The 16676-nt window shown below is 50.0% G+C and carries 16 protein-coding genes and 1 other annotated feature; all 16 genes read left to right on the forward strand.

Annotated features, from left to right (window positions below; genetic code table 11):
* The first annotated feature begins 20 nt into the window (after positions 1-20).
* The 16 genes from cysS (at position 21) to MKY96_RS32225 (ending at position 16605) form a co-directional block, all read left to right on the forward strand.
* Positions 21-1427 (forward strand): cysteine--tRNA ligase, encoded by a 1407-nt coding sequence (gene cysS, locus MKY96_RS32150; RefSeq protein ID WP_340946726.1) that lies wholly within the window; start codon positions 21-23, stop codon positions 1425-1427.
* Entirely contained in the window at positions 1424-1861 is a 438-nt protein-coding gene (locus MKY96_RS32155) for a Mini-ribonuclease 3 (protein WP_340946729.1), read from the forward strand. Before cysS ends, MKY96_RS32155 begins: the two co-directional genes overlap by 4 nt.
* Positions 1862-1885: 24 nt before the next feature.
* Positions 1886-2647 carry a 23S rRNA (guanosine(2251)-2'-O)-methyltransferase RlmB gene (gene rlmB, locus MKY96_RS32160; protein WP_076081731.1) on the forward strand — a complete coding sequence of 254 codons (762 nt, stop codon included), beginning with the start codon at positions 1886-1888 and terminating at the stop codon, positions 2645-2647.
* Between the two features lie 2 nt (positions 2648-2649).
* On the forward strand, positions 2650-3171 hold the full coding sequence (locus tag MKY96_RS32165; protein ID WP_036692346.1) for an NYN domain-containing protein: 522 nt from the start codon (positions 2650-2652) through the stop codon (positions 3169-3171).
* A gap of 161 nt (positions 3172-3332) precedes the next feature.
* On the forward strand, positions 3333-3977 hold the full coding sequence (sigH, locus tag MKY96_RS32170; protein WP_036692348.1) for an RNA polymerase sporulation sigma factor SigH: 645 nt from the start codon (positions 3333-3335) through the stop codon (positions 3975-3977).
* A 362-nt stretch (positions 3978-4339) separates the two neighbouring features.
* A complete protein-coding gene (gene rpmG / locus MKY96_RS32175; RefSeq protein ID WP_074086515.1) occupies positions 4340-4489 on the forward strand; it encodes a 50S ribosomal protein L33 in 150 nt (49 codons plus the stop codon).
* A 21-nt stretch (positions 4490-4510) separates the two neighbouring features.
* Complete coding sequence (gene secE, locus MKY96_RS32180) at positions 4511-4702, forward strand: preprotein translocase subunit SecE (protein WP_036692354.1); 192 nt, start codon at positions 4511-4513, stop codon at positions 4700-4702.
* Between the two features lie 21 nt (positions 4703-4723).
* Positions 4724-5257 (forward strand): transcription termination/antitermination protein NusG, encoded by a 534-nt coding sequence (gene nusG, locus MKY96_RS32185; RefSeq protein ID WP_020427084.1) that lies wholly within the window; start codon positions 4724-4726, stop codon positions 5255-5257.
* Positions 5258-5332: 75 nt separating this feature from the next.
* Positions 5333-5758, forward strand: coding sequence for a 50S ribosomal protein L11 (rplK, locus tag MKY96_RS32190; RefSeq protein ID WP_019908208.1), 426 nt, complete (start codon positions 5333-5335; stop codon positions 5756-5758).
* An 81-nt stretch (positions 5759-5839) separates the two neighbouring features.
* Positions 5840-6532, forward strand: coding sequence for a 50S ribosomal protein L1 (gene rplA / locus MKY96_RS32195; protein WP_340946731.1), 693 nt, complete (start codon positions 5840-5842; stop codon positions 6530-6532).
* A 68-nt stretch (positions 6533-6600) separates the two neighbouring features.
* Positions 6601-6754 (forward strand) — a sequence feature (ribosomal protein L10 leader region).
* Positions 6755-6818: 64 nt separating this feature from the next.
* Positions 6819-7322 carry a 50S ribosomal protein L10 gene (gene rplJ / locus MKY96_RS32200; RefSeq protein ID WP_340946733.1) on the forward strand — a complete coding sequence of 168 codons (504 nt, stop codon included), beginning with the start codon at positions 6819-6821 and terminating at the stop codon, positions 7320-7322.
* A gap of 63 nt (positions 7323-7385) precedes the next feature.
* Positions 7386-7745 (forward strand): 50S ribosomal protein L7/L12, encoded by a 360-nt coding sequence (gene rplL / locus MKY96_RS32205; protein ID WP_036721862.1) that lies wholly within the window; start codon positions 7386-7388, stop codon positions 7743-7745.
* Positions 7746-7881: 136 nt separating this feature from the next.
* Complete coding sequence (locus MKY96_RS32210; RefSeq protein WP_340946734.1) at positions 7882-8478, forward strand: class I SAM-dependent methyltransferase; 597 nt, start codon at positions 7882-7884, stop codon at positions 8476-8478.
* A gap of 425 nt (positions 8479-8903) precedes the next feature.
* Positions 8904-12449, forward strand: coding sequence for a DNA-directed RNA polymerase subunit beta (rpoB, locus tag MKY96_RS32215; RefSeq protein WP_340946736.1), 3546 nt, complete (start codon positions 8904-8906; stop codon positions 12447-12449).
* A 113-nt stretch (positions 12450-12562) separates the two neighbouring features.
* Positions 12563-16174 (forward strand): DNA-directed RNA polymerase subunit beta', encoded by a 3612-nt coding sequence (gene rpoC, locus MKY96_RS32220; protein WP_076081733.1) that lies wholly within the window; start codon positions 12563-12565, stop codon positions 16172-16174.
* A gap of 179 nt (positions 16175-16353) precedes the next feature.
* Positions 16354-16605 (forward strand): ribosomal L7Ae/L30e/S12e/Gadd45 family protein, encoded by a 252-nt coding sequence (locus tag MKY96_RS32225; RefSeq protein WP_036692367.1) that lies wholly within the window; start codon positions 16354-16356, stop codon positions 16603-16605.
* Positions 16606-16676 lie beyond the last annotated feature (71 nt).

Below are 16676 nucleotides of genomic sequence, written 5' to 3' on the forward strand. Positions count from 1 at the left end.
TAGAAAGGGTTGGGACAAGAATGGCTTTGCACATTTACAACACAATGACGCGCACGAAGGAAGAATTTGTACCGCAGGAGCCGGATAAGGTGAAGATGTACGTCTGCGGACCCACGGTCTACGGCTATATGCATATCGGGAATGCAAGACCGGTCATTGTTTTTGACATGGTGCGCAACTACCTGGAGGCGCTTGGTAATGAAGTCCGCTATCTGACAAATTTCACCGATGTGGATGATAAAATGATCCGCAAGGCGGAGGAGCTGAACATCACCGTAGCCGAGGTTGCCGAAATGTTCATTGCCGCCTACCAGGAGGATCTGGCCGGGCTGGGCGTGAAGCCGGCGACGATGAATCCGCGCGTTACGGAGAGCATGGACACGATTATCGAATTCATTAAGGAGCTTGAAGACAAGGGCTACGCGTATGAGAACGGCGGAGATGTGTATTACCGTACCGGCAAATTTGCCAACTACGGCAAGCTGTCCCGCCAGAATCTGGAGGAGCTGCGCTTCGGTATCCGTGTCGAGGTGGATTCGCGCAAGGAGAACCAGGAGGATTTCGTACTCTGGAAGGCAGCCAAGCCGGGCGAAGTGCACTGGTCCAGTCCATGGGGAGAGGGCCGTCCAGGCTGGCATATTGAATGCTCGGCGATGGTGCGTGAATATTTGGGTACAACAATCGATATTCACGGCGGCGGAGAGGATTTGAAATTCCCGCATCATGAATGCGAATGTGCCCAGACCGAAGCGCTGACGGGTCAACCGCTGTCGAATTACTGGATGCATAATGCTTTTCTGAATATCGGTGACGAGAAAATGTCAAAGTCGCTGGGGAATGGCCTCCTCGTGAAGGATATCCGCGCGCGCTTCAAGCAGGGGGCTATCCGTTACTTCATGCTGTCCAGCCATTACCGCAATCCGCTGAACTTCACCGAGGAAGCACTGCTGTCTGCCGAGAAAAGCGTAGAGCGGATCGCTCTGGCTGAAGGCAATGTGAAGCATCGCCTTGAGCTGGCAGCAGAGGGGGCAGAGGGTGAAGCAAGTCCGCAGGTTACGGAGCGGCTGGCCGCTACCCTGAGCAACTTCCATGCGCGGATGCAGGATGATTTCAATACACCGGACGCTATTACGGCGGTGTTCGACTGGGTGAGCCTGGCGAACCTTACGCTTGCTGCTCCTGAGGCAAATCCGGCTGACTTCGCCGCGCTGCTGAAGGCTTTTGCGGAGATGAATGCGGTGCTTCGCCTCACGGTAGAGGCTGAGGAAGAAGTGGCAAGCGAAGAGGTGGAACGCCTGATTGCAGAGCGTGCGGAAGCGCGCAAGAACAAGAACTGGAGCCGGTCGGATGAAATCCGCGATGAGCTGAATGCGCTGGGAATTCTGCTGGAAGATACTCCACAGGGAATGCGGTGGCGGCGCAAATGAACGGGCTGTTTGATCTGAACCGCGCCTGGTTCCCGTATGAACCCTCTAAGCCGGCCCATCTGCTGCCTCCTATCGTCCTGGCTTATGCAGGTGACGCTATCTACGAAGTTGCAGTCCGGCAGTATCTGATCTCGCTGCCTAATTTGCGCCCCCAGCATCTGCACCGGTCGGCGACAGGACTGGTCTCCGCGAGAGCTCAGAGCAACATTCTTGCTTATCTGGACCCGGTGCTCACCGAGGATGAGAAGGATGTGGTCAGAAGGGGACGCAATGCCAAATCCGGCAGCATTCCCAAAAATGCGGATGTGCTGGAATACCGCCACGCCACTGCTTTTGAATGCATGATCGGCTATTTATATTACACAGGACAGCAGACGAGAATCCAGGAGCTTGTTCACAGCAGTATCGAATATATGATGCACCGCCCCAAGTGAGTATATAGAACAGGAGATAAAACAATGGAAGAATTGAGAACGGAAGAGGAAATACTGGCAGGCAAGCATTCGGTGCTTGAAGCCCTTAGAGCGGGACGGACACTCAACAAAATCTGGATCGCTGAGACCGCGCAAAAGCACCTGACCGCACCTATCGTTGCCGAAGCGCGCAAGGCGGGCATTGTCATTCAGCATGTGGACAAGCGCAAGCTGGATCAGCTCGCACCGGGCGTCCAGCATCAGGGAGTGGTTGCGCAAGCGGCGCCTTTTGCCTATACAGAGGTTGCTGATATTCTGGCAATAGCTGAAGCCAAGGGAGAACCGCCGTTTCTGCTCCTGCTGGACGAAATTGAAGATCCGCATAACCTCGGGTCTATCCTGCGTACGGCTGACTGCACAGGTGTGCACGGAGTCATTGTGCCGAAGCGCCGCTCTGCGCAGATTACAGCTACCGTATCCAAGACCTCGGCTGGTGCAGTCGAATATGTGCCTGTGGCCCGCGTAACGAATCTTGGACAGACCATTGACCGGCTGAAGGAGCTGGGAGTCTGGGTAGTCGGCACGGATGTGGATACCGATCAGAATCTGTTCGGATCTGATATTGTCACCGGGCCGGTAGCGGTGGTGATCGGCAATGAGAACAAGGGGATGGGCCGTCTGATCCGTGAGAAATGCGATGTGCTGCTTAAGCTGCCGATGGCCGGAAGGATCAACTCTCTGAATGCTTCGGTGGCAGCGGGTGTAATCATGTACGAGGTACTCCGCCGCCGCCAAGAACAGGGATAACTATGGCAGACTGGCGCGATATCCTGCTCGTGGACGGATACAACATGATCGGCGGCTGGCCGGAGCTTGCGGCATTGTCGCAGACCGGTATGCAGGGGGCACGCGACCGGCTGCTCGATATGCTGGCCGATTATCAGGCATTCTCCGGGCTGCGCGTCATTGCTGTATTCGATGCCTACCGTGTGCCGGGACTGGGCAGGTCGTTTGAACAAGGGAAGATCCAGGTCTTCTTCACCAAGGAGAAGGAAACGGCAGATGAATGCATCGAACGGCTGGTTGGGGAATTCACGCACCGCCGCAGACAGATCTCGGTAGCCACCAGTGATTTTGTGGAGCAGCATGTCGTTTTTGCCCAGGGCGCACTCCGGATTTCAGCCAGGGAACTGAGGCTTGAGATTGAGGAGAACCAGAAGCAGGTGAAGAAGGCGATTGAGCCGGGAAGCGTGAGCGGGACCCGTCACTCGCTGGAAGACAAGCTGCCGCCGGAGACACGTAAACGGCTGGAGGACTGGCGCAGACAATAGGACAGAAATAGGAGTTGCCCCTCACGAGAAAATGACATAATATGTTATTGAAGATTGTTTTTGGACAAATCCGGTTGACGGTGTAAGGTAACATAATATATACTGTTCCTATATTTCGAGAAGTAACGATGTGTCTTGCGTTGCAGCCGGGGGGATTCTTGGTGAGTGTCGACCTCAAGGAATTAATGCTGTCCGAGTATGATTTCATAAGTGATGAAGAAATTGTCGAGATCTTCCGTGGTGGCGACAGTGGCGCATTGGAGCATTTAATTAACAAGTACCGTAATTTTGTGCGTGCCAAGGCCCGTTCCTATTTTTTGATCGGGGCAGATCGTGAAGATATTGTGCAGGAAGGCATGATTGGCTTATACAAGGCCATCCGTGACTTCAAGGGTGACAAGCTGTCATCCTTCAAGGCCTTTGCCGAGCTGTGCATCACCCGTCAGATTATAACCGCCATTAAGACCGCTACCCGCCAGAAGCATATTCCGCTTAATTCATATGTCTCGTTAGACAAGCCCATCTATGATGAGGACTCCGACCGGACATTGATGGATGTGATATGCGGAAGTCAGGTGCTGGACCCGGAAGAGCTGATTATCAACCAGGAGGAGTTCATCGGACTGGAAGATAAGATGGCCGAGATTCTGAGTGATCTGGAGCGCAAGGTTCTGATGCTCTATCTGGACGGACGGTCCTATCAGGAGATTGCCGAGGATTTGAAGCGGCATGTGAAGTCCATTGACAATGCCTTGCAGCGAGTGAAACGTAAATTGGAAAGATATCTGGAAGTGCGTGACAATTAATGATATAATGACTAAGAAGGCTCGGGACTCGAGTCTTTTTTTAGTGTCCGCTAGATTTGGATACGGCGAATTTGCGATGGCTGAAGCGTCGGAGGATGGCAGGTTTATACACAAGCGAATTGCAGCATAATGATTATGGAAGACAGCTAGCGGTAAAAGAAGAAGCAGGATCAAAGATGACTTATGGCATAAGGCTACAGCACCCGGAATTACCCAGTGCGATGGGGGAAACTTTCGTTGACACAGACATTGATATTATGCTAAAGTGTTTTAGGTAGGCCTAAATTCGCGGCTTTTTTTTGAATCAATATCTACGTCTTCTAATTTGATGATTAGAAGTACGTCTTCGGGAGGTGCACATCATGCGGGTAATTATCACTTTGGCTTGTACAAGTTGCAAACAAAGAAACTATGCAACAACCAAAAACAAGCGAAATCACCCCGACCGCTTGGAGATGAAGAAATTTTGCAAGTTCTGTAACGAGCAAACTCCTCATCGCGAAACCAGATAGTCTTTTGGAGGTGTAGTCGGCGTGAAACGTAGTTTCAAGTCTTTGTTTTCCTTTTTCACTGAGAGCTGGAGTGAACTCAAAAAGGTTCGCTGGCCTAGCCGTAAAGAACTGAAGAACTATACATTGATCGTTCTCGGTACAATTGTAGTTATTTCGCTTTACTTCTGGGTTCTGGACATCGGTATTTCCGCTGTGATTGAAGCGATTATTTAGAGAGGTCCCAGGTGGCTTGATATGGAAAAAAGATGGTACGTTGTTCATACCTATTCCGGGTATGAGAATAAGGTCAAGGCCAATTTGGAAAAACGCGTTGAGTCCATGGGCATGGAAGACAAAATATTCCGCGTTCTTGTTCCTATGGAAGAAGAGCTGGTAAACAAGGATGGCAAGAAAAAAACTGTCATGCGCAAAGTTTACCCTGGTTACGTTTTGGTCGAAATGGTTCAGACTGATGATTCTTGGTATGTTGTCCGCAATACGCCGGGCGTTACCGGATTTGTCGGTTCAACTGGTTCGGGCTCTAAGCCTACCGCTCTGCTACCCGAAGAGGTTGAACAGATTCTGAAGCATATGGGCATGGTTGAACCTAAAGCGAAGATTGATTTCGAAATTAAGGAATCCGTACGTATTATGGTCGGTCCATTTGCGAATTTTGTGGGCTCCGTGGAAGAAATTTTGGCAGACAAAAGCAAGATCAAGGTACATGTCAACATGTTTGGACGGGAAACCCCGCTGGAGTTGGATTTCACTCAAGTGGAGAAGATATAACAAGCACAAGGGTTTCTTGTGGGAGAATGCTGTTTAGCATTCGAATACCACTATTTACGCAAGGAGGTGTCACTCATGGCTAAAAAAGTTATTAAAATGGTGAAACTGCAGATTCCTGCAGGGAAAGCGAATCCAGCGCCTCCAGTAGGTCCGGCGTTAGGTCAAGCGGGTGTCAACATCATGGCATTCTGTAAGGAATTCAACGCTCGTACTGCCGACCAGGCTGGTCTGATCATCCCGGTTGAAATTACAGTATTTGAAGACCGTTCGTTTACCTTCATCACCAAAACTCCTCCGGCTGCTGTTCTGCTTCGCATCGCTGCAAAAGTAGAAAAAGGCTCCGGTGAACCAAACAAGAAAAAAGTAGCGAAGCTGGGCCGCGCAGCGGTTCGTGAAATCGCTGAAACCAAAATGCCCGATCTGAACGCTGCATCTGTTGAAGCTGCAATGCGTATGGTTGAAGGTACTGCCCGCAGTATGGGAATTACAATCGAAGACTAATATGTATTCGATGAACCGGTCATTCATGACCGCAATATGTGGGAGGAATTTCCGCTAACACCACAAAGGAGGAACATTTTCATGGCTAAACATGGTAAGAAATACATGGAATCTGCTAAGCTGATCAACAGCGAAGCGACTTACGAGCCTTCAGAAGCTGTAGAGCTTGTGAAAAAGGCAGCAACTGCCAAATTCGACGAAACCGTTGAAGCAGCAGTTCGTCTGGGTGTAGACCCGCGTAAACAAGACCAGGCAGTTCGTGGTGTTGTTGTCCTGCCTCACGGCACAGGCAAAACACAACGCGTGCTTGTATTTGCAAAAGGTGAAAAAGCGAAGGAAGCGGAAGCGGCTGGCGCTGATTTTGTTGGTGATGCTGACATGATCAACAAGATTCAACAGGGCTGGTTCGAATTCGACGTCTGCGTAGCTACACCTGATATGATGAGTGAAGTCGGTAAACTGGGTCGTCTGCTCGGTGGTAAAGGCCTCATGCCTAACCCTAAAGCAGGTACAGTTACTTTCGACGTTACCAAGGCTGTTCAAGAAATCAAAGCCGGTAAGATCGAATACCGTCTTGACAAAGCGGGCCAAATTCACGCGCCAATCGGCAAAGTGTCTTTCAACGCTGAACAACTGAACGAGAACCTTAAAGCTCTTATGGACGCTCTGAACCGTGCGAAACCGGCTGCTGCCAAAGGTGTATACCTTAAAGGCATCGCTATTTCGTCCACAATGGGACCTAGCGCTCGTGTGAATGCAGCTGCTTTCAGATAATTAAAGGTTGACTCCTAGAGTTATCTTTGATAATCTATGACAGTTGTGAACATTAAGGTGATCAATCTTAAATGTGAATATGCTTACCGTAGACAGTAGGTGCCGTAGGGCTTAATTTCCTACCGAGGTGTTGTGATAGAAACAAAAAGTGCCAGGCTCGCCTGATTAACTTTCCGTTTTATCAAGCCTTCGTGAATCTGCGGAGGCTTTTCTAATGCCTGCGTAGGAACGGCGGGGTTTCTCCGGAATAACCGCCGTGACATAAATTTTCAGGAGGTGTATATAATTGGCAAATGCAAAAGTAATCCAAGCTAAACAGGACGCGGTTGATGTTGTTACTAGCAAACTGCAGAACAGTGTCTCCACTGTTGTTGCAGACTACCGCGGATTGAACGTATCGCAAGTGACTGAACTGCGTAAGCAGCTTCGTGAAGCTGGCGTTGAGTTTCAAGTCCTGAAGAACACATTGCTTCGCCGTGCAACTGCGGCAGCTGAGCTGACTGATCTGGACGCTGTCCTGACGGGTCCTACAGCGATCGCATTCAGCGAGACTGATGCGGTAGCAGCAGCTAAGATTCTAAATGACTTCGCTAAGAAGAACGACGCTTTGAAACTGAAAGGCGGCGTTGTAGAAGGTAAAGTTATCGATGCGGACCAACTGAAAGCACTGGCTGAACTGCCATCCCGCGATGGTTTGCTCTCCATGCTGCTTAGCGTGCTTCAAGCTCCAATGCGCAACTTCGCGCTTGCAGTTAAAGCTGTTGCTGAGAAAGAAGAACAAAGCGCGTAAGCCTTTGCTTCTGGCTTCATAATCAAGACCACAAACCAATTCAAATATAATGGAGGTTCAATCATGAGCAAAGAAACAATCTTAGAAGAAATTAAAGGCATGAGCGTACTGGAACTGAACGACCTGGTAAAAGCAATCGAAGAAGAATTCGGCGTAACTGCAGCAGCTCCAGTAGCAGCTGGCGGCGCTGTAGCAGCTGTTGAAGCTGAACAGTCCGAATTCGACGTAATTTTGACAAGCGCTGGCGCTTCCAAAATCAACGTTATCAAAATCGTTCGCGAAATCACAGGTCTTGGCTTGAAAGAAGCTAAAGAAGTTGTAGACAACGCTCCAAAAGCAATCAAAGAAAAAGTAAGCAAAGAAGAAGCCGAAGCTACCAAAGCAAAATTGGAAGAAGCAGGCGCAGCTGTAGAAGTAAAATAAGTTGATTCAATAGGTACTGCCCCGGAGCAGAAGTCATTCTCTCCGGTTTCCGCAACCCCCTTGAACTTGTTCAAGGGGGTTGCTCTATAAGGGAGCCTTGCAGGTATATGTAGTTCAACGTGAAAGGGAGGATGGTATGTCGCAGCATTATTACTCGCAGCAGCCGGAAGCGCGTCATGACAGACGCAGCATCGATACGGAGCTGAGAGGCAAACGCCTCCGCTTTACCAGCGACGCCGGTGTTTTTTCTAAAGGAGATATTGATCATGGCAGCCGTGTTCTGATTGAGGCGATGGAGATTCCGGAGGATGCGAAGGTACTGGATGTGGGTTGTGGTTACGGGCCTATAGGGATTAGTGCGGCGCATCTCGCTTCTAAGGGACACGTGACGATGATTGATATCAACAGCCGTGCGGTAGAGCTTGCCCGCGAGAATGCGCAGCATAATGGAATCCGCAATGTTACGGTGATGGAAAGTGATGTGCTATCGGCAGTAGAGGGGCAGGCCTTCGATGTGATCCTAACCAACCCGCCGATTCGCGCCGGGAAGGCCGTAGTGCATGCGATTTTTGAACAGGCGTATGATCATTTGAATGAGGGCGGTTGTCTGTGGGTTGTCATTCAGAAGAAGCAGGGTGCGCCGTCGGCGGTTGCCAAGCTGGAGAGTATGTTTGCGGTGGTAGAAGAAGTAGGGAAAGACAAGGGCTATAGAATCTTAAAAGCTCAGAAATAAATAATAATACTCATTGACATGCGATGTCCGTAGTGGTATTATTATAAAATGTCAGTATTAAGCTAGGCTCCATGTCTTTAGTTTGCTGAAATGTCAAGTGATATATTGTTGCCCGGTAAGCGCATGCCGCACGGCAGGTTTCTGCGAATTCCGTTCTCTATGTTCCTGTCACGGCGAAGGTCGCCGGGGCAATAGATAATAGCGCATGAACTGTAGCCTGGTGACGTATAATACGCACGTTTTGGGCAAATCTACTGGATAAGGAGTATTTTGGCCGTGGATAGATGTGCTCTTTTTTCGAAAGATTTCGATAAGGGGCTTTTCTGTATTTATGGCTGAGTCCTTGTGTTATGGTTCCATTATACGGGTCCAAACAAGGGTTCGCAATCAATTTTTAAGTGAGTAGACATGAGGGGTGAGTAAAGTTGGCAGGACATCTTGTTCAGTATGGTCGACGCACTCGGCGGAGCTATGCGAGAATTAAAGAGGTACTCGAGGTCCCGAACCTGATCGAGATCCAACAAAAATCTTATGATTGGTTTTTGGAGGAAGGATTGCGGGAAATGTTCCAGGACATCTCGCCGATCCAGGATTTCACAGGGAATTTGGTACTAGAGTTCATTGATTACAGCCTGGGTGAACCGAAGTACACGGTTGACGACGCTAAAGAGCGGGACGTAACATATGCAGCACCTCTGCGTGTGAAGGTGCGTCTCATCAATAAGGAGACCGGTGAGGTAAAAGAGCAGGAAGTGTTCATGGGAGATTTCCCTCTGATGACGGAAACCGGCACTTTTATTATCAATGGTGCGGAACGGGTTATTGTCAGCCAGTTGGTTCGCTCTCCAAGCGTCTATTTCAGCACAAAAGTGGATAAGAACGGCAAAAAAACTTACACCGCCACAGTAATTCCGAATCGCGGAGCCTGGCTGGAGCTTGAGACCGACGCTAAGGACATCATGTATGTCCGTATCGACCGGACTCGTAAGATCCCGGTAACAGTGCTCTTGCGTGCTCTGGGCTTCGGCAGTGATGCTGAAATTCTGGAACTGCTTGGCAATGATGAATATATTCGCAACACGCTGGATAAAGACAACACGGATTCCACGGAGAAGGCGCTTATTGAAATCTACGAGCGTCTGCGTCCGGGCGAACCGCCTACACTTGATAATGCCAAGAGCTTGCTCGTCGCACGTTTCTTTGACCCGAAACGTTATGATTTGGCCAATGTAGGCCGTTACAAAATCAATAAAAAGCTGCATATTAAGAATCGTCTGTTCAATCAGCGTCTGGCACAGCCTTTGGTTGATGAATCTACCGGAGAAATTCTGGCAGAATCCGGCCAAATGGTGGACCGCCGCCTGCTTGATGAGCTGATTCCTTATTTCGAGAAGAGTATGGCTGCCAAAAACTACCGTGTAACCGGCGGTGTAATGGACAGCGAAGATATTCCGCTTCAGACCATTGACGTATTCTCGCCAATCGAAGAAGGCCGTATCATCAAACTGATCGCCAATGGCAACATTGATAAATCGGTTAAGCATATTACTCAGGCTGATATTATATCCTCAATCAGCTACTTTATTAATTTGCTGCATGGTATCGGCAACACGGATGATATTGACCATCTGGGTAACCGCCGTCTGCGTTCTGTAGGTGAGCTTCTGCAGAATCAGTTCCGGATCGGTCTGTCCCGTATGGAGCGCGTAGTCCGCGAGAGAATGTCGATTCAGGATGCCAATGCGATTACACCGCAGGCGCTGATCAACATCCGTCCGGTTATCGCATCCATCAAAGAGTTCTTCGGCAGCTCGCAGCTGTCCCAGTTCATGGATCAGACGAACCCGCTTGCCGAGCTTACGCATAAGCGCCGTCTGTCAGCACTCGGACCCGGCGGTCTGACTCGTGAACGCGCAGGCTTTGAAGTCCGCGACGTCCATCACAGTCACTATGGCCGTATGTGTCCTATCGAGACTCCGGAAGGTCCGAATATCGGTCTGATCAACTCCTTGTCCACCTTCGCCCGCATCAATGAATACGGCTTTATCGAAGCTCCGTATCGTTGGGTAGATCCGAAGACAGGTAAGGTAACTGAGCAAATCGACTATCTGACTGCCGATGAAGAAGATAACTATGTAGTTGCACAGGCGAATGTACTGATCGATGAGGATGGCTCCTTTAAGGAAGACCAGGTTATCGTTCGTTACAACAAGGATTCAGACAACATCACTACTATGCCTAGCAACCGTGTAGACTACATGGACGTTTCGCCAAAACAGGTCGTATCGGTCGCAACGGCGCTCATTCCGTTCCTTGAGAACGATGACTCCAACCGCGCACTGATGGGATCGAACATGCAGCGTCAGGCCGTTCCGCTTCTTATTCCTAAGGCTCCGCTTGTAGGGACAGGGATGGAGCATAAGTCTGCTAAAGACTCCGGCGTATGTATTGTCTCCAAATATGACGGTATTATCGAACGCTCCTCTGCCAATGAAATCTGGCTGCGCCGTGTTAAGGCAGTTGAGGGCAAGGAAGTCAAAGGCGATATCGTTAAATATAAATTACACAAATTCATGCGTTCGAACCAGGGTACCTGTATTAACCAGCGTCCACTGGCTAAACGTGGGGATATCGTCAAAAAAGGTGACATCCTGGCAGATGGACCTTCCACAGAAATGGGCGAACTTGCGCTTGGCCGCAACGTAGTCGTTGCGTTCATGACTTGGGAAGGCTACAACTACGAGGATGCGATCCTGCTGAGTGAGAAGCTGGTGAAGGAAGATGTATACACTTCGATCCACATCGAGGAATACGAATCCGAAGCCCGTGATACGAAGCTCGGACCTGAAGAGATCACACGTGATATTCCTAACGTCGGTGAAGAGGCGCTCCGCAATCTGGATGAGCGCGGAATTATCCGTATCGGTGCGGAAATCAATGCCGGCGATATTCTGGTAGGTAAGGTTACTCCGAAGGGTGTAACTGAGCTGACTGCTGAGGAACGCCTGCTGCATGCGATCTTCGGTGAGAAGGCCCGTGAAGTTCGTGATACCTCCCTGCGCGTTCCGCATGGTAGTGATGGTATTATCGTTGACGTCAAAGTATTCACACGCGAGAACGGCGATGAGCTGCCTCCTGGCGTGAATCAGCTGGTTCGTGTCTACATCGCCCAGAAACGTAAAATTTCTGAAGGTGACAAGATGGCCGGACGTCACGGTAACAAGGGTGTCGTTGCCCGTATCCTGCCAGAAGAAGATATGCCGTTCCTTCCTGACGGTACGCCGGTACAGGTTGTCCTGAACCCGCTGGGCGTTCCTTCGCGTATGAACATCGGACAGGTGCTTGAAGTCCATATTGGTATGGCTGCACTGCGTCTGGGTATCCACGTGGCTACTCCGGTATTCGACGGAGCCCGCGAGTATGACGTGTTCGATACGATGGAAGAAGCCGGTATGCAGCGTAATGGTAAGACTGTGCTGTATGACGGACGTACAGGCGAGCGCTTCGAGCGTGAGGTTACTGTCGGCGTCATGCACATGATCAAGCTCGCGCACATGGTTGACGATAAGATTCATGCCCGTTCTACAGGTCCTTACTCACTCGTTACACAACAGCCACTGGGCGGTAAAGCTCAGTTCGGCGGACAGCGTTTCGGGGAGATGGAAGTGTGGGCGCTTGAAGCTTACGGCGCGGCGTATACACTGCAAGAGATTTTGACCGTGAAATCCGATGATGTGGTCGGCCGTGTGAAAACGTACGAATCCATTGTCAAAGGTGAAAATGTTCCAGAACCGGGTGTACCGGAATCGTTCAAGGTATTGATCAAGGAACTGCAGTCGCTCGGGATGGATGTCAAAATCCTCAGCGGTGACGAGCAGGAGATCGAGATGAAGGAACTGGACGATGAGGACGAGACGTCAGGCGATAAGCTGAGCCTCAATTTGGAAGGCGCAGAAGTCGGCATAGAGTAGTTCATCAGCAAGCCACTAATTTCATTACACAAAGGACCATGCCCTCTGTTGACTTCAGCGTCAAGAGAGGGCAGTGGTACTAAATCAGGATATAGGTTAAGGAGGGTTGCTCCTTGTTGGACGTTAACAATTTTGAATTTATGAAAATCGGGCTCGCTTCCCCGGAAAAAATTCGTTCTTGGTCCCGCGGAGAAGTTAAAAAACCGGAAACCATTAACTATCGTACATTGAAACCGGAAAAAGAGGGTCTCTTTTGCGAACGTATTTTTGGACCGCAAAAGGACTGGGAATGTCACTGTGGTAAATACAAACGCGTCCGTTATAAGGGCGTAGTGTGCGACCGCTGCGGCGTGGAAGTTACCCGCGCTAAAGTCCGCCGCGAACGTATGGGCCACATCGAACTGGCAGCTCCTGTATCTCATATCTGGTATTTCAAAGGTATTCCAAGCCGTATGGGTCTGGCGCTGGATATGTCTCCTAGATCGCTCGAAGAGATTATCTACTTTGCATCTTATGTTGTAACTGATCCAGGGGAAACTCCGCTGGAGAAGAAGCAGTTGTTGTCCGAGAAAGAATACCGCAGCTACCGTGAGAAATATGGCTACGGATTCCAGGCCGGCATGGGTGCAGAAGCTGTCAAAAAGCTGCTTCAGGATATCGACATCGATAAAGAACTGGAATTCCTCAAAGAAGAGCTGCGTACCGCTCAAGGCCAGCGCCGCAACCGGGCAATCAAACGTCTGGAAGTCATTGAGGCCTTCCGCAACTCCGGCAACAAGCCTGACTGGATGATCATGGATGTACTCCCGGTTATACCTCCGGAGCTTCGTCCAATGGTTCAGCTGGATGGCGGCCGTTTCGCTACGTCTGACCTTAATGACCTGTACCGCCGTGTAATTAACCGGAACAACCGTCTGAAAAGACTGCTCGACCTCGGCGCGCCTGACATTATCGTTCAGAATGAGAAACGGATGCTACAGGAAGCTGTAGATGCGCTGATTGACAACGGCCGCCGCGGCCGTCCTGTAACAGGACCAGGTAACCGTCCGCTCAAATCGCTCAGCCATATGCTGAAAGGTAAACAGGGACGTTTCCGCCAGAACTTGCTCGGTAAACGTGTTGACTATTCCGGCCGTTCGGTTATCGTCGTAGGACCTTACCTGAAGATGTACCAATGCGGTCTTCCTAAGAAGATGGCACTGGAGCTGTTCAAACCGTTTGTAATGAAAGAACTGGTTAACAAAGGGCTAGCCCACAACATAAAGAGCGCGAAGCGTAAGGTTGAGCGCGTAAGTCCTGAAGTATGGGATGTGCTTGAAGAGGTAATCAGAGAGCATCCGGTTCTGCTGAACCGTGCCCCTACGCTGCATAGACTGGGTATCCAGGCGTTCGAACCGATTCTGGTAGAAGGTCACGCGATCCGTCTTCACCCGCTCGTATGTACGGCTTACAATGCCGACTTTGACGGTGACCAGATGGCGGTACACGTTCCTCTGTCCGCTGAGGCTCAAGCTGAAGCCCGTATTCTCATGCTGGCGTCCGGTAATATCCTGAACCCTAAGGACGGCAAGCCGGTCGTTACCCCTTCCCAGGATATGGTCCTTGGTACGTTCTACCTGACCATGGACAACAAGGAAGAAAAGGGTACCGGGATGATCCTGCGTAACGTGAATGAAGCGGTCTCTGCTTATCAGCGCGGAACTGCAGGTCTGCATGCACGTGTTGCTATTCCTGTTAAGGCTCTGGGTAAAACCAGCTTCACTGAAGCGCAGCAGAATGCTCTGCTAATCACTACTGTGGGTAAGATTATCTTCAACGAAATCTATCCAAGCAGCTTCCCGTATATCAACGAAGCTACCAAAACTAACCTGCTGCAGGGAACTCCTGAGAAGTACTTCATCTATGAAAAGGGTGCGGATGTCCGCGAACTGATCATGGCAGCTCCGGAAGCCAGTGCTGTAGGTAAGGAATATCTGGGCCTCATTATCGCCCGCTGCTTTGAGACGTATCACACCACCAAGACTTCAGTGATTCTGGATAAAATTAAGCAACTCGGCTTTACGTACTCTACACGTTCCGGTGTTACGGTTGCCGTATCGGATGTTATCGTGCCTGAGGAAAAAGCTACCATTCTTAAGGAATCCGAAGCTAAGGTTGATGTGGTTGCGAATCAATACCGCCGTGGTCTGATTACCAATGATGAGCGGTATGACCGCGTTATCGAGATTTGGTCGAAGACCAAGGATGATCTGACTAACGTATTGCTTAAATCAATGGACCGCTTCAACTCCATCATGCTCATGGTCGACTCCAAGGCGCGTGGTAACAAATCGCAGATCACCCAGCTCGGTGGGATGCGTGGTCTGATGGCAACACCTTCGGGCCGAATCTTTGAATTGCCAATCAAAGCGAACTTCCGCGAAGGCCTAACCGTCCTCGAGTACTTTATCTCCACTCACGGAGCGCGTAAAGGTCTGGCCGATACAGCGCTGCGTACAGCGGATTCCGGGTACCTGACACGCCGTCTGGTTGACGTAGCGCAGGATGTTATTGTCCGTGAAGAAGATTGTGGTACTGATAAAGGCTTCATGGTTAGCCGGATTCAGGATGGCAAGGAAGTCATTGAGGATCTCTACGACCGTATTGAAGGCCGTTATTCCTTCGAGACCGTCCGTCATCCTGAGACGAAGGAAATCATCGTTCACCGTAACGATCTGATTGACTCGGATAAGGCTGAAGAAATCGTGAATGCTGGTGTTACCAAGCTGCAGATTCGCTCTGTACTCAGCTGCCGTGCCCGTCACGGTGTCTGCAAGAAGTGCTACGGACGTAACCTGGCAACAGGTAAATTCGTGGAAATCGGGGAAGCTGTCGGTATTATTGCCGCACAATCCATCGGTGAACCGGGAACACAGCTTACCATGCGTACGTTCCATACCGGTGGTGTAGCCGGAGACGATATTACGCAAGGTTTGCCGCGTATCCAGGAGCTGTTTGAAGCCCGTAACCCTAAAGGTCAGGCTACAATCAGTGAGATTGACGGGGTAGTTAAGGAAATCCGTGAAACCAAGGACCGCCGCGAAATCGAAGTCCAGGGTGAAGCAGAGTCCAAAACGTATTCCATCACTTACGGCTCCCGTCTGCGTGTCAGCGAAGGCCAGGAGATTGAGGCCGGCGATGAATTAACAGACGGTTCAATTGACCCTAAAGAAATGCTGCGTATCAAAGGGATCCGCGGGGTACAGAACTACATTCTGCAAGAAGTACAGCGTGTATACCGTAACCAGGGCGTTGAAATCAATGATAAGCACATTGAAGTTATGATCAAGCAGATGCTGCGCAAAATCCGCATTATCGATGCTGGAGATACCAGTCTCCTGCCGGGTGCATTTGCGGATATTCATGAATATGAAGCAGCCAACAAGGAAGCCATTCTTGCCGGAAATGAACCAGCAGTCGCCAAACCGGTTCTGCTCGGGATCACCAAGGCCTCCCTGGAAACTGATTCATTCCTGTCTGCGGCATCCTTCCAGGAAACTACGCGCGTCTTAACAGATGCAGCTATTAAGGGTAAAGTGGATAAGTTGCTCGGTCTGAAAGAGAATGTAATCATCGGTAAGCTGATTCCTGCAGGTACAGGCATGAATCGTTACCGTAATGTGAAGCTGAGCGATCCGAATGCTGAAAGCAATGAAGAAGCTTTAGAGCCGGTACCCGCTGAATAATTGAATACTCATGGCAAGCAGTATCCGCGTGACGCAGAAATCTGGCGTGACGCGGCTGTCTGCTGTGATTATTAATAAATTTATTGTCGTTTTTCTTGACATCATGTGCTGAGGATGCTAATATGTCTAAGGTGCGTGAGTAGTCTTGTCATTCTTATTCAGTGGAGGTAATGATTTTCATGACTGATGACAGAGGGTTACAGGATGCTCAGGTCAAGATCGGTTCCAAGCAAACCGTCAAGGCGGTGGAGTTGGGCCAAGCCGCAGAAGTCTATGTGGCAGAGGACGGAGATCAACGGCTTACTTCCAGAATTGTAATGCTTTGCAACAAACAAGGTGTGAAGGTCACTTATGTGGACACGATGCTGAATTTGGGCAAGGCCTGCGGTATAGAAGTTGGTGCTGCGATGGCAGCCGTCTTAAAACAATAGCAGCAAGAGAACGTTTTTGTACCGGGGTACACTTCGGCAGCAAGGACTTTTCATTTGTCTTTTTATGAACC

Source organism: Paenibacillus sp. FSL R7-0302, assembly GCF_038006885.1.
Classification (GTDB): domain Bacteria; phylum Bacillota; class Bacilli; order Paenibacillales; family Paenibacillaceae; genus Paenibacillus_AQ.

Excerpts from the sequence above, each read along its gene's own strand:
- cysS (WP_340946726.1), top strand. The coding sequence starts at position 21 with ATGGCTTTGCACATTTACAACACAATGACGCGCACGAAGGAAGAATTT.
- MKY96_RS32155 (WP_340946729.1), top strand. The coding sequence starts at position 1,424 with ATGAACGGGCTGTTTGATCTGAACCGCGCCTGGTTCCCGTATGAACCC.
- rlmB (WP_076081731.1), top strand. The coding sequence starts at position 1,886 with ATGGAAGAATTGAGAACGGAAGAGGAAATACTGGCAGGCAAGCATTCG.
- MKY96_RS32165 (WP_036692346.1), top strand. The coding sequence starts at position 2,650 with ATGGCAGACTGGCGCGATATCCTGCTCGTGGACGGATACAACATGATC.
- rpmG (WP_074086515.1), top strand. The coding sequence starts at position 4,340 with ATGCGGGTAATTATCACTTTGGCTTGTACAAGTTGCAAACAAAGAAAC.
- nusG (WP_020427084.1), top strand. The coding sequence starts at position 4,724 with ATGGAAAAAAGATGGTACGTTGTTCATACCTATTCCGGGTATGAGAAT.
- rplK (WP_019908208.1), top strand. The coding sequence starts at position 5,333 with ATGGCTAAAAAAGTTATTAAAATGGTGAAACTGCAGATTCCTGCAGGG.
- rplA (WP_340946731.1), top strand. The coding sequence starts at position 5,840 with ATGGCTAAACATGGTAAGAAATACATGGAATCTGCTAAGCTGATCAAC.
- rplL (WP_036721862.1), top strand. The coding sequence starts at position 7,386 with ATGAGCAAAGAAACAATCTTAGAAGAAATTAAAGGCATGAGCGTACTG.
- MKY96_RS32210 (WP_340946734.1), top strand. The coding sequence starts at position 7,882 with ATGTCGCAGCATTATTACTCGCAGCAGCCGGAAGCGCGTCATGACAGA.
- MKY96_RS32225 (WP_036692367.1), top strand. The coding sequence starts at position 16,354 with ATGACTGATGACAGAGGGTTACAGGATGCTCAGGTCAAGATCGGTTCC.